The sequence below is a fragment of the Algoriphagus sp. TR-M9 genome (genome assembly GCF_027594545.1).
Classification (GTDB): domain Bacteria; phylum Bacteroidota; class Bacteroidia; order Cytophagales; family Cyclobacteriaceae; genus Algoriphagus; species Algoriphagus halophytocola.
The window spans coordinates 2,697,321-2,710,220 of the sequence record NZ_CP115160.1; the positions used below are offsets into that span (position 1 = coordinate 2,697,321).

Consider the following 12,900-nt stretch of genomic DNA (forward strand, 5'->3'; position numbering starts at 1 on the left):
TCAATGTGTTAATGCGTAAACCACTATGTTGACTCCAAACTTGGTATTATCGACTTTCAAAAAGCGTTTGTTTCTGAAGTCATAATCCCATTCGCAGCCGTAATCTTTATTACTATAAAGAACTCCGATTCTGCCATTTATGACGATTGCCTTCAAGTAATCATGTATCAGATCATCTCCCCAGCCATTTAGCTCAAAGGAGGTAGCAGGTGGCCCATCTTCGAATTCAAAGAAGGAGGAATAAATTGGGTGGGTATTGGGGATTTTCTGGAGGGCATTTTCTCCAAAAGTCTTGGCCATCTCGGCCTCAAAGGATTTTGCGAACAGCCCATCAATGTCATGATTGCAATCATCAGCAAAGACAAAGCCCCCGTTTTCTACATAAGTCTTGAAGTTCTGGCGCTCTGCAGAGGAGAACTCCACCAGCTTGTGGCCACTGATGTAGCAAAAAGGACTTTTGAAAATCTCCTTGCTACTCAGCTCTACTACTTTTTCCTTTTCGTCCACCGGAATGGTGGTGTATTCTACCAGGGAATTGAGCAGGTTGATCGGCATGCGCTGATCCGTATCCCAATTGCCGGAATTGTATTTGATTCTGGTGAAGAAGAAAGGCATCTGGAAATAAAATAAGTTAGTAGCTAATAGACCATAGTCGATAGCAATTACTATGGACTATGGTCTAAAAACTATGATTCTGCTACACTGCGTCTGACAAACTGGTGAAGGTAAAGTCCCGGATCTTCATGGCCGGAATCAAATCCCCTCCTACCCGCTGCTGCTGACCGAGTGCTTCGATATTGTTTAGCATGATGATCGGACTTTCGTTGAATCGGAAGTTTTTCACAGGGAACTTGATCTGACCGTTTTCAATATAGAAAGTACCGTCACGGGTAAGACCTGTGTAAAGTAAAGTTTGGGGATCTACCGCTCGGATGTACCAGAATCTGGTGACCAGAATCCCCCTTTCGGTACTTTTCACCATGTCTGCGATAGATTGATCACCGCCCGCTATAATCATCCCACTTGGTCGTCCGGTAGGCTGTACACCTTGCTTCTCTGCCCAGTAGCGGGAATAGAACATGTTTTTCACCACTCCGTTTTCCACCCAAGTCATAGGCTTCTGAGGAAAGCCTTCATTGTCCCAAGGCGAAGCTGGTATCTGGGGATTAAGCGGATCCGAATAGATATTCACACGCTCATCGAAGAGTTTTTCACCCAAACGGGTTCCACCACCTTTTTTGCTGAGGAAACTCCTGCCTTCATCTGCTCCACGAGCATCCAAACTACCGGTTAATAATCCCATCAAATTCCCTGCAGCGGTAGGTTCCAGAATCACCGTGTATTTACCAGGTTCTATGGCTTGGGCATTCTGTGATGCCTGTGCTTTTTGCATGGCAATATTGGTGACGTCTTTGGAGTTCAGAAGATTGATATCGTTGTAGTCGCGGATGGCATAACCTGAACCTGTTCCATCTGCAGTCCGAACGGTAATGGAAAAATCCACTGAGGTTCTTTTGTTATAGCCAAAAAGCCCTTTGCTATTACCCTGAGCCACAAAACCGGAGAAATCCTCCAAGTATCCTGCTGCCGTGAGATTCGCTTCAGAGCTCGGGCCTATACTGTCCGCAGCGATTTGTGCACGCTGTTCAGGATCTATCTGATCGGTGGCACTTACGAAAGTTTTGCTTTCCAAATATTCCTGAGGACCTAACATCGGCATGTATTCCGGGTTTTCCGGTGCCAGTTGGGCGATTTCCTCTGCTCTAGCGACTGCCTTCTGGAGCGACTCGTCATCCAATTCATTGATGCTGGATGAACCAGATTTTTTACCAAAAACCGAGGTAACGTTCAATCCTATTTCGTTAGTCTCTCCACTGGTGCTTACTGAATTTCTAGCGTAACGGATGTTACCGGTTCTTCCACCGAAAATCGATACTTCAGTTTCATCAGCTTTTGCGTAGGAAAGTACTTTATCTATAATTTGCTTTGCTTGTTCTTTAGTCAAAATGGCCATAATTCTCGTGTTGAGGTTAAATATTTCTTCCCGTATTGATCACATTCACCCCATCAAAACGGGTGGTAGAGCTACCGTGTGATACCGCTGATATCTGCGATGGCTGGCCTTTCCCATCAAAGAAAGAACCGAAAAATCTGTAATCATCCTCATCGCAAATTTGGGAACAAGAATTCCAGAATTCCTGCGTATTGGACTGGTAAGCCACATCCTCAAGCATACCTACGATTTCGCCATTTTTGATCTCGTAGAATAATTGACCTCCAAACTGGAAGTTGTACCGCTGCTGATCTATAGAGTATGAACCTCTGCCGAGTATGTAAATCCCTTTCTCCACATTCTTGATCATTTCTGCAGGACTGAGTTTCTCTGTGCCTGGACGCAAAGAAACATTCGGCATGCGCTGGAACTGCACAGAACTCCAGTTGTCCGCAAAGCAGCATCCATGAGATTCCTTTTCTCCCAAAATGCCCACCTGATCACGGATCGCCTGGTAATTCACCAAAACACCATTCTTGATCAGATCCCACTCTTTTGTTTTCACCCCTTCATCATCGTAGCCGGTATTGCCCAGGGTAAAAGGCTGAGTCTTGTCAGCGACGATATTGACTAAATCTGAACCGTATTTAAAATCACCTGATTTCCACTTGTCAAGCGTTGCGAAGCTGGTACCGGCGTAATTGGCCTCATAGCCTAGCACACGATCCAGCTCGAGTGGGTGACCTACAGATTCGTGAATGGTCAATCCCAAGTGATCCGGATCCAACACCAAATCATATTTGCCCGGAATCACAGATTTTGCGGAGATTTTTGCTTTGGCATGTTTTGCCGCTTCTGTAGCATCCTCCACTATATCATAGCTGTTTCTGTAGCTATTGAAACCTGCAGGGTTCATCATCTTGTCCTCTGCCAAGCCATCCATGTACTCATAGCCCATTCCCATAGGTGCACTCAGTGCCTGCCGGGTTCTGAACCCACCGGACTCTTTGTTTACGGCAGTGACAGTAAATGTGGGCCATATTCTGTGAATGTCCTGATCGATATAAGACCCATCGGTGGAAGCAAAGTACTTTTGCTCATTGATCATAAAGAGCGCTGAATTAACAAAAGCAGCACCATTGTCTATGGCTGCATTATTAGCCTTCAGCAAAAGATCAATTTTCTCTTTTACAGGAATTTCCAGGGCATTTTTCTTGATAGGCGTATTCCAGGTCACTTCACCGTGGCCTGGCTCCGGAGCTAGCTCCACGGGTTCTTTCTGAAGTTTTGAATTTGCCTTTGCGATAGCAACTGCAGTTTCTGCGCAAAGCTTGATCCCGTCTGGCGTGACGTCAGAGGTGGAGGAAAAACCCCAGGTGCCATTGGCTATGACCCGGATTCCGACTCCGAAAGTCTCTCCATTGGAGATATTCTGCACGTTTTTGTCGCGGGTAAAGACGTTTTGTCTAAGGTATCTTCCGATTCTTACATCGCTGTAAGTGGCTCCCTTTGCTCGGGCTGCATTCAGTGCAGTATCAGCAAGCACTTTTTTGGCGGCTACATCGATTCCCGGCTCAAGCAACTGCTCTGCTGAGACCGGATTCCCCATCATTAAAAGCCCGGGAGTGACGAGGGCACCTAGTCCCATTCCGGAAAGGTGGATAAAATCTCTTCTCTTCAATTTATCTCTGGTTAAAGTTTAAGGTTTATATTTTTACTGGTCTATTGGGTTTAATATTCCTATCAAAGTACTGCTATCCTTGGATTAAGCAAAGAAAAAATACAAACTCGGTAAAATATCAGGGTGCAAATTGGAAATTGCCTTTTGACAAGTGAAGATGCTTTGATTTTTGACCCTATGATTCAAAAAGATCAATAAATCGGGAGGCTTAGATCTAGACTGTTAAATAAGCCAGTTACTCAAAATTACCCATGACCTACGCGCTCTGCGAAACTCTCTGCGCCTACCGCGCTTAAACTGGGATGAAGTCTCAAATTAATACAGCTTCCGGAGAAGCAGAATAACAGGATTCTGCTTTGTTGGCAGTCAAGAGACTGCATTGAAATAGATCCAAGACTATAGCTTTGAACCAAAGTCAACCAACGATAGTCCGAAAAGTCAAATTCACCCTAGGCTTTGAAACCAACTTGGTCGGGGGAAGTCTATGCAGCCAATGCGTCTGGGTAGTTCCTTTCATCACAAGCAGGCTTCCATTCTCCAAAATCTGAGAAACGGTCTCTTTGGAAGCCTTATGTTTGAAGGCGAACTTGCGTTCGGCACCAAAACTCACCGAAGCTATGGCGCCGTCTTTTTTCAGATCTGTTTCCCCATCGCTATGCCAGGCCATGCCTTCGCTACCATTGTGATAGAGATTCAGTAAACAGGAATTGAATGTTTCGCCCGTTCTACTTTCTACTAACTCTTTTAGCTCCAGCAATTCTTTGGTCCAGGGCAAAGCCGTCTTCGTGTTATTGGAATAGGTGTATTCGAAAGGCTTTTCAGCATACCAGGCTACTTTCCGCTTGGTCTCTATGCGTTTACCAAAAATAACGGCAACATCATTTTTCCATTGAATCTCATTCAACAAGTAGTCCGTGTATCGCATAGCCTGAGGACTAGGCATGATTTTACCATAATAATTTACAACTCCGTCTTTCGGCAGCAGGTTGATGGTTTCAGGCAAATCTTGATTGAATAAGTCCATTATGAGTTTAGTGATCTCTGTGTATTGTTGCCGCTTCCCATGCTATAATCGCTGATTTGCGGGTAGGTCCCCACATGTAGCCGCCGATATTTCCGCTGGATTGGATCACGCGATGGCAAGGAATCAAGAATGCAACAGGGTTACTGCCTATCGCAGTTCCTATGGCCCGGGAAGCTTTAGGCTTTTCTATTTCTGAGGCTATGCTCCCATAGGTAGTAAGCTTTCCCAAAGGGATTTTCAACAAGGCATCCCAAACTTTGAGTTGGAATGCTGTGCCTTGCAGGTGAAGTTTGACCTGGGAAATCCTACTCCAATCCTGCCGGAAAACACACAAGGCTTCCTGCTGAATACTATCTACCATCTGCTTATAATTTGCATTCGGAAAGCGGGCTTTCAGACTAGTTTCCCCTTCGTGCAGAGTTGTGAAAAAAGCCAGGTGACAAATACCTTTTGAAGTGGATGCTACGATGATTTGTCCGAATGGGCTATCCGCAAAACTGTACTTGATCTCTAGGTTTTCACCGCCATTTTTGAATTCCCCCGGTGTCATACCTTCTATTTTCACAAACAAATCATGAAGTCTGCCCGTGCCGCTCAGTCCGGTCTGCTCAGCCGCTTCAAATAAGGTAGCTTCTTTCCCTTTTAGCAGCTGCTTGGCATACTCCAGGCTTAGGAACTGCATAAACTTCTTGGGGCTCACACCTGCCCAATCGGTAAACAGGCGCTGAAAGTGAAAGGGACTCAAATGCACCTGCGCGGCTATTTCCTCTAGAGCAGGCTGGGTGCGGAAATTTGCCCGAATATATTCAATGGCCTTGGCGATTCGTAGGTAATTGAGGTCTTGAGTTTCGCTCATGGGAATTCAGCTTATTTGCTCAAAAGTAAATTGATTCATATAATCACAAAACCCGAATCTTGCTATCCTGTTTTGATTTCCTTTTCCACTCGCGTAAAAGAGCCAGCAATGATTGCAGCTACAGGAGAAGACTTTTAAATTGAAGCGGTTTAGATTAAAATTAATGTGTAGCCTAACTCCACGGAGCACTCAGCAGCCGCAAACCCCATGAAAAAAGATCTCAAAACCCAAAATAGAAGGGCTTTTTTACAAAAAAGCAGTCTTGCCACGCTATCTGCTTTACTAGGAGCCGATATAGTCCATGCCGTGAGCATGCCTTCAGGATATATTCCTGTCATGCTTGAAGCTGATTTTGACCCCATGAAAGGTAAAAACCAAGGAATGGTCATCCGAAATGAAAAACCTTGGAATGTGGAAGCAGTCCCCCATCTTTTGGATGACGCTATCACTCCTTTTGGCAGTATTTTCATTAGAAATAATGGCTTGATTCCCGAAGATGTGGATGCAGAAAAATGGACTTTGACTTTCGGCGGGGAATCTGTGAAGCAGGAGAAAACTTTTACCCTGCAGGAACTGAAACAAAACTTCAAAGCCTATACCTATCAGTTGGTGCTGGAATGTGGAGGTAATGGAAGAGCAGGATTTTATCCTCCAGCCTCCGGCAACCAATGGGAAGAAGGGGCTGTTTACTGCGCCAAGTGGACAGGTGCAAGACTCAGGGACGTACTGGAAGCCGTGGGCATCAAATCAGATGCGGTATACATTGGCTATTACGGGAAGGACAAGCACCTCAATGGAGACCCAAGCAAGGTGGTGATTTCCCGCGGGGTGCCTATCTCCAAGGCAATGCAAGATGAGACATTGCTGGCCTGGTCCATGAACGAGGAGGAAATTCCTTTGGCACATGGCTATCCCTTGAGATTGGTATGCGGAGGTTGGCCAGCCTCTGCTTCCGGCAAGTGGGTTCACAAGCTGGTGGTAAGAAACCAAGAACATGATGGTCCAAAAATGACCGGAACCTCCTACCGGGTTCCTAAAAACCCCGTAGCTCCCGGAGAAAATGTGCCGGACGAGGATATGAAAATCATAGAATCTATGCCGGTAAAGTCACTTATCACCTACCCCAAGACCGGGGCGATGTTTGGCAAATCCAAGAAACTGCAGGTCCGTGGCCATGCTTGGGCCGGGGAAAACGAAGTGGCACGTGTGGAGGTCTCCACAGATTTTGGCGCTACTTGGAAAACCTGTTCGTTAAGCAAACCTGTCAACCGGCTTGCTTGGCAGCAGTGGTCCATACAATTGGATTTTACTGAAGTGGGCTATTATGAGATTTGGGCCAAAGCCACCGATGAGCAAGGAGTGGCGCAACCTATGGTAATCCCCGGCTGGAACCCTAAAGGCTACCTGAACAATGCCTGTCACCGCATAGCCGTCAAAGTAGGTTAATTATGAAAAACTCTGATAGAAACCCTTACCCGGAAAGGGAAAAAGTATTCTCCCAACTGCTTAAGCCAATTTTAGGCGTGCTGGTGCTTATTCTGCTCCTGATCGGTGTTATGCTTTTTATGATTTTCAGACCTGATTTCTCAGCAGAAAAGGAGACGAAGCCGGAACAGCTGCTTTCAGAAACGTCCGGCAGCAGTGAGCAGAGTGCTTTGGCACCGGGGGATGGAATCGATGCAGAAACCGGCTTGGTAGCTTCTGCAGGATTGGAGTTGATAAAAGCGAACTGTACCAACTGTCACTCCAGCGCACTGATTATACAAAATAGATTTACCCGGGAAGGCTGGAAGGAAAAGATCGTGTGGATGCAGGAAACCCAAGGACTTTGGCCTTTGGGAGAAAGCGAGGAGGCTATATTGGATTACCTGGCCGAGCACTATGCTCCGGCGCCCTATCTGGGAAGAAGGGCTCCCTTGAGGGAAATAGAATGGTATGAGCTGGAGGATTAAAAAAGCATTTTTCAGGCCTTACGCAGAATCTTTTCCATCTTCTTCCCCTTGGCCAGTTCATCCACGAGTTTGTCCAGATACCGTACCTTTTGAGTGAGGGGATTTTCCAGTTCCTCCACTCTATAGCCACAGATCAGCCCCTTGATCAAGTTCGCATTGGAGTTTAAGCTAGCTTGCTGAAAAAAGGCCTCAAAAGTGACCTTACTTGCTATCAGCTTTTGAATTTCCGAATCATCGAAACCGCAAAGCCAATGGATCACTTCATGAAGTTCCTCCTTGGTTCTTCCTTTCTTTTCTACTTTGGTCACATAGTGCGGATACACTGAGGCAAAGGTCATTTTTGCCATCCGTTCGTCATGTTCTGGGGTAGTTTTCATAGCTGAGAGGAAATTACTGAAATGGGCGAAAAAGAAAAAATGCTAGTACCATCTAAATAATCGATATACTGGGCCTAGTTAATAATAAGCTATACATTGGTTCCCATTTAAAGGTTTTATCTCAATGCTCATCCCCTTGGTAAATCCACATGGATTGTGTTTCTCCTGCTTTAACAAATCCTGCTTTTTTATAAAAGTCAATGGCTTTGCCATCTGCAGTCAATAATTGCATGTGAAAACCGGCATATTTCTCCTGCATCCTTGCCAGGATCATTTTACCAATTCCGGTGCCCTGAAAATCGGGATGAACCAACAAATGAGGGTAATACACTACCAGGTATCCATCTGAGATGGAATTCCCTAGCCCCACCAAGCTATCATGAGCCCAAGCTGTGACCAGGGAATGTGAATTCCTGAGTGCTTGTAGCAATTCGATGGGCTTTTTGGCAGCGCTCCAATGATTCGCTGTGTAAAGTGCTAAAACTTGATCAGGTGCTAAGTCCCTGGTCTCCGAAATTTCTATGTCCATTTATGATCTTGGTTTAATTGAAGAATCTTTGTCCGTGCTAGGCAGACGGTGGAAAACTGGATGCTGGCGCAGTTTTTTAACTTACATGGATATTCGGAATGCTGCCAGTAACCAATATTTCTCTCCTCAACCGGCCGGAAGACTGTAGTGGCTTCAATTCTTAAGTTTAACATATCCTATGCTGCTTTTGTCTGCTTACTGGCAGAAAACCGGATCTACGTAATATCTATTTTAATTTTCTTTCTTTCATGTCAAACTCATTCAACTGCTGCGGTTTAAGCTTAATTATTGTAGTTTGATTTTCAAATTCGATATGAATTCCATCTGTTATCGACCCTTCATATTCTATGCACAATAATTCACTTTTATAGGGTAAAAGAGTTAACTGTTTGAACTCAAATAATCGTGTCTCTTTCACTTTTAGCGTCACCTCTACTTCACGAGTGGTATTATTTGTTATCCTTAAGTCTGTTGGTGTAGAGGCAGCCAGTCCGCAGTTATAGTTGTAAGCCGCCTCGCGACAACCTAATAGCATGGCTGTTCCGACAATTGTGTAGATTATGATAAGATAAGATTGCTTCATATTAATGTGTGCTATCGGTTTGCCGATGGCTAAAGCACGAAGTTTCAAGGCAAATTAATGTGTCCAAGCCCAAGTATTTATAGAAGAGATGCACAAGGTTTGATTTAATCACTGAACAGCAACTTTGAGACAGGTGCTATTATGGCTCATTTTTCTTTATTTCGACACTATCCCGAAAAGTGTGTAAGTAGATTTTAGGGTTGGTTAGAATTTTAGACGGTTTTCAAACATAATCATAAATTGGTTTAGGATCATGCCCCAATCTCGGATCGGCATGGTCCACTATTTTCTGTCCTTCTAGCTTAAATATTGGCATAATGTGTCGTTCTTAAAATGCACCACAACAATCACATATCCGTGACGCTTTATTTCCCCCTAAACCTACTCATCTTTTTTTAAACTCCAGTACCCTTCGTAGCTTCTAAACACAGTTTATCCGACTACAAACGGATACAAGCGACTAAATCCCAATTCCGAAACCTGCTATCCCATAACTTTGGCTTATCGATTTCCTCCGGCGAAAACGAAGAACAAGTTTGCTAACCAAAAACAGCAAAATCATAAACACGCTAAGAAATCGAGCTTTATTTGAATAGCCAGACAATGGGATAAATAGAATTTAAGCGAGATTCCATATACCCGCTAAAAAACAATTATTACCACAGGAAACAAAGTACTGCTGATCGGACGTCTAGAATCCAAAGTTGAAATCAAAAACCTGGACGGGGACAAAACCCTAGGCAAGGTATTCATCGTCACTAATGGGTATTACAAAAACCAAAAAAGTGAACGCGTAGAAGAGACCACCCGGCACAATCTGGTAAACTTGGGCAAGCAGGCCGAACCCCCGGATAAGTACACCGAAAAGGGATTGGCAATCGCCATAGAAGGCAAAATCAGCAAGCGATCCTACGAAGACAAGAAAGGAAACAAGCGCTACATCTCAGAAGTGGTGGTACAGAACATCCTACAGATGGGCGAACTCAAGGCCGCAGTACCCGCTGGAGCTAGCGAAGAGGATGACCTTCCCTTCTACCCCCTTGAATTCAAAACAAAACTGAAGAGCGAACCTACTATTGCTCACACCTTAATGTTAAAACTGCGTACCCCTGAACAACCTAGAATGAGAATCGTAAAACAATCACTTAACTTAACCGTCCAGAAGACAAGAATGTGACAACCAAAGTCAGGTAAGGTCATTTCTTCTTCGGTCATCTGTTTTCCGACCACATTAGCAAAGGGTCTAAGATAACTGGCATCATTGCGGAAAATCATATATATCATTTAGGAAAAATGTACACAAGAATTTTCCAAACACCGAAATGCATTGCATAAATACCTTATTTGTAAGAGTTGTATACTGAACATTTTACTATTTATTTCATATGATTATAATTTGTCTTTTAAAGGCCATATGGAATCTCGCCTGGGAGATAATCATCCCTCTGTGTGTCGCTTCCGACATGCTCGATTTCATTTATGAAAAAAAGCTAACCCAAGATGAACCTCCGCATTTGCCTCACTTTTTTAATCCTTCCATTTTCCTTTCTGGCTTTGTCCCAGACTGATGCTGACCCTGCCAGTTTGGTGAATCCTTATGTAGACAGTAAGAATTCCCGATGGTTCTTTTTTAATTCGGCCACACGCCCTTTTGGGATGGTCAACCTGAGTCCGGATACTGATATGGGCGGTGCCTGGGGGTCGGGATACCGCTATGAGAGTGATTCTATCAAGGGCCTCAGCCATGTTCATGCCTGGCAGCTTTCAGCCCTTTCAGTACTTCCTGTTTCGGAGTTTACACTAGGTACAGAAAGGAACTTTGGTTCGCCATTTTCTCATGAGACAGAAATCGTGCAGCCCGGTTACCACCGGTTGTGGCTGGATCGGTATACTATCAAAGTAGAACTCACCTCCACCTTACGCACGGGATTTCATCGGTATACTTTCCCACGAAATGCCAGCAAACAGGTACTCATCCGAATAGGCGGCTTACTGGGGCCTTCCCAAATCACCGACGGAGAACTTATCCAGCTGGACAGCAAGACCCTGCAAGGGCATGTAATCAATGGACCCACTGTGAGGCGACCTTATAATACACCGGTGTTTTTTGCCATCAAACTGAACCAAAACATCTCCGACATCAATGGCTGGGGAGCAGAAGGGTTGAGTAAGAAACTGAGCAATATCCATGGGGAAGATTCTGGCGTGCTCCTGGGAGTTGACGGAGGAAAACAGGAACTACTCATGAAAGTTGGGATTTCTTACGTCAGCGAAGCACAGGCCATGCTGAACCTGAACTCAGAACTCCCTCACTGGGATTTTGATCAGGTGGTCAAAGAATCTACTGAAGAGTGGAACAGCTATCTGGGAAGGATAGAAGTAAAGGGTGCCACAGAAAAAGACCGTAGACGCTTTTACACCGATTTATTTCATGCACTACAGGGCAGAAGAACGATCTCCGATGTCAATGGCAAATATGCTGACCTGACCAGCGGAACGCATCAGGTCAAGCAAATCCCCCTGGATGAAGCTGGGAATCCAAAATTCAGACACTTCAATTCGGATTCCTTTTGGGGAGCTCAGTGGACCATCAATACACTTTGGCATTTGGTTTACCCTGAAATCACCGAGGAGTTTGTGAACTCCATGCTCCGCTACTACCAGGACGGGGGCTTGATTCCCAGAGGACCTTCAGGCGGAAACTACACTTATGTGATGACAGGGGCTTCCAGCACTCCTTTTATCGTCAGTGCCTACCAAAAAGGAATTCGGGGGTTTGACGTGGACCTGGCTTATGAAGGGCTGAAGAAAAACCATAGAGCCGGAGGAATTATGGAAAAAGCTGGCTACGAACATAAAACCGCATTGGGAGGGGGATTTTCTTATTATTTGAAAAACGGGTTTGTGCCCTGGCCTATTCCGGAGGGGAATTTCGGGTATCACCAGGACGGACCGAGCCTGACTTTGGAATACGCTTATCAGGACTGGACCTTAGCACAGCTGGCCAAAGCCTTAGGGGATAAATCTGCGGAACAGGAGTTTTTACAAAGATCCAAAAACTATCAAAACACCTACGACAAAGAATCTAGCTGGATGCGCCCCAGGCATGTGGATGGCAGTTGGAAAACGCCTTTCGATCCCTATGAGTACAATGCTGGTTTCAACGAGGCAAATGGAAGCCAAGGCACTTGGTTTGTTCCTCATGACTTAGAAGGCTTGGCAGAGTTAATGGGAGGAACAGAAAAAGCTATAGAAAGACTGAATCAATCGTTTGTGGAGTCCGAGAAACTGGGATTCACTTCGGGCACCTCCCATGCGCAAGAAACCCACCCCGAATACCGAAGAATCCCCATAAACTATGGCAACCAGCCTTCCATTCAGACCTCCTTTATCTTCCACAAACTCGGAAAACCTGCACTGACCCAGTACTGGTCCAGAGCAATAGTGAATAGAATCTATTCAGGACTGAGTCATGAGAATGGTTACAATGGAGATGAGGATCAGGGGTTGATGGGAAGCCTAGCTGTGCTGATGAAAATAGGTTTGTTCCAAATGAACGGTGGAACTGAAGCAGATCCGGCCTATCAAATCGGCAGTCCTATTTTTGACCAAGTCAGTATCAAGCTGAATCCAAAGTACTACCCGGGAAAGGAGTTTATCATCAAAACCCTCGGGAATTCACCGGAGCATGTTTATATAAAAAGGGCAAACTGGAAAAGTCAACCATTACCAGCTTTGGATCTGAGACATTCCCAGATCATCCATGGGGGAGAGTTACTTTTGGAGATGAGCAATCAAGCAAATTGAGGTCTAATTCGGCTAATATTTCGCAAAGGAAAGAACTAGCGACTAGTATCCGCAACCATGAAGCTTAAAACCATTGTCCCTTGATTGCAGAGAATCTT

12 protein-coding genes are annotated in these 12,900 nt (G+C 45.0%); 4 read left to right on the forward strand and 8 right to left on the reverse strand.

Going from position 1 to position 12,900, the window contains the following annotated elements:
- The 5 genes from PBT90_RS11400 to PBT90_RS11420 all read right to left on the reverse strand — a co-directional run bounded on the left by PBT90_RS11400 (position 1) and on the right by PBT90_RS11420 (position 5,554).
- On the reverse strand, positions 1-615 hold the full coding sequence (locus tag PBT90_RS11400; protein WP_264810701.1) for a DUF4159 domain-containing protein: 615 nt from the start codon (positions 613-615) through the stop codon (positions 1-3).
- Positions 616-697: 82 nt separating this feature from the next.
- Positions 698-2,014 carry a TldD/PmbA family protein gene (locus PBT90_RS11405; protein WP_264810702.1) on the reverse strand — a complete coding sequence of 439 codons (1,317 nt, stop codon included), beginning with the start codon at positions 2,012-2,014 and terminating at the stop codon, positions 698-700.
- Positions 2,015-2,030: 16 nt separating this feature from the next.
- A complete protein-coding gene (locus PBT90_RS11410; protein ID WP_264810703.1) occupies positions 2,031-3,674 on the reverse strand; it encodes a TldD/PmbA family protein in 1,644 nt (547 codons plus the stop codon).
- 415 nt (positions 3,675-4,089) lie between these two features.
- Positions 4,090-4,698 (reverse strand): alpha-ketoglutarate-dependent dioxygenase AlkB family protein, encoded by a 609-nt coding sequence (locus tag PBT90_RS11415; protein WP_264810704.1) that lies wholly within the window; start codon positions 4,696-4,698, stop codon positions 4,090-4,092.
- 7 nt (positions 4,699-4,705) lie between these two features.
- Positions 4,706-5,554 (reverse strand): methylated-DNA--[protein]-cysteine S-methyltransferase, encoded by an 849-nt coding sequence (locus tag PBT90_RS11420; protein ID WP_264810705.1) that lies wholly within the window; start codon positions 5,552-5,554, stop codon positions 4,706-4,708.
- Positions 5,555-5,761: 207 nt separating this feature from the next.
- Between PBT90_RS11420 and PBT90_RS11425 the strand changes: the two genes are divergently transcribed.
- Both PBT90_RS11425 and PBT90_RS11430 read left to right on the forward strand, forming a co-directional pair.
- Positions 5,762-7,000, forward strand: coding sequence for a sulfite oxidase (locus tag PBT90_RS11425; RefSeq protein WP_264810706.1), 1,239 nt, complete (start codon positions 5,762-5,764; stop codon positions 6,998-7,000).
- 2 nt (positions 7,001-7,002) lie between these two features.
- The gene (locus PBT90_RS11430) at positions 7,003-7,506 is read left to right on the forward strand and encodes a hypothetical protein (protein ID WP_270129365.1); all 504 of its coding nucleotides are present in this window, start codon (positions 7,003-7,005) and stop codon (positions 7,504-7,506) included.
- Positions 7,507-7,517: 11 nt separating this feature from the next.
- Here PBT90_RS11430 and PBT90_RS11435 read toward each other — a convergent pair whose 3' ends face one another.
- The 3 genes from PBT90_RS11435 to PBT90_RS11445 form a co-directional block, all read right to left on the reverse strand.
- Positions 7,518-7,883 carry a DUF2200 domain-containing protein gene (locus PBT90_RS11435; protein ID WP_270129367.1) on the reverse strand — a complete coding sequence of 122 codons (366 nt, stop codon included), beginning with the start codon at positions 7,881-7,883 and terminating at the stop codon, positions 7,518-7,520.
- Positions 7,884-8,004: 121 nt separating this feature from the next.
- Positions 8,005-8,412: a GNAT family N-acetyltransferase gene (locus PBT90_RS11440; RefSeq protein WP_270129369.1), complete on the reverse strand. Its 408-nt coding sequence runs from the start codon at positions 8,410-8,412 to the stop codon at positions 8,005-8,007.
- Between the two features lie 226 nt (positions 8,413-8,638).
- Positions 8,639-8,995 carry a hypothetical protein gene (locus PBT90_RS11445; RefSeq protein ID WP_270129372.1) on the reverse strand — a complete coding sequence of 119 codons (357 nt, stop codon included), beginning with the start codon at positions 8,993-8,995 and terminating at the stop codon, positions 8,639-8,641.
- A 679-nt stretch (positions 8,996-9,674) separates the two neighbouring features.
- Between PBT90_RS11445 and PBT90_RS11450 the strand changes: the two genes are divergently transcribed.
- On the forward strand, positions 9,675-10,172 hold the full coding sequence (locus PBT90_RS11450; RefSeq protein WP_270133158.1) for a single-stranded DNA-binding protein: 498 nt from the start codon (positions 9,675-9,677) through the stop codon (positions 10,170-10,172).
- Between the two features lie 323 nt (positions 10,173-10,495).
- Entirely contained in the window at positions 10,496-12,802 is a 2,307-nt protein-coding gene (locus PBT90_RS11455; RefSeq protein WP_264810711.1) for a GH92 family glycosyl hydrolase, read from the forward strand.
- Positions 12,803-12,900: the final 98 nt, after the last annotated feature.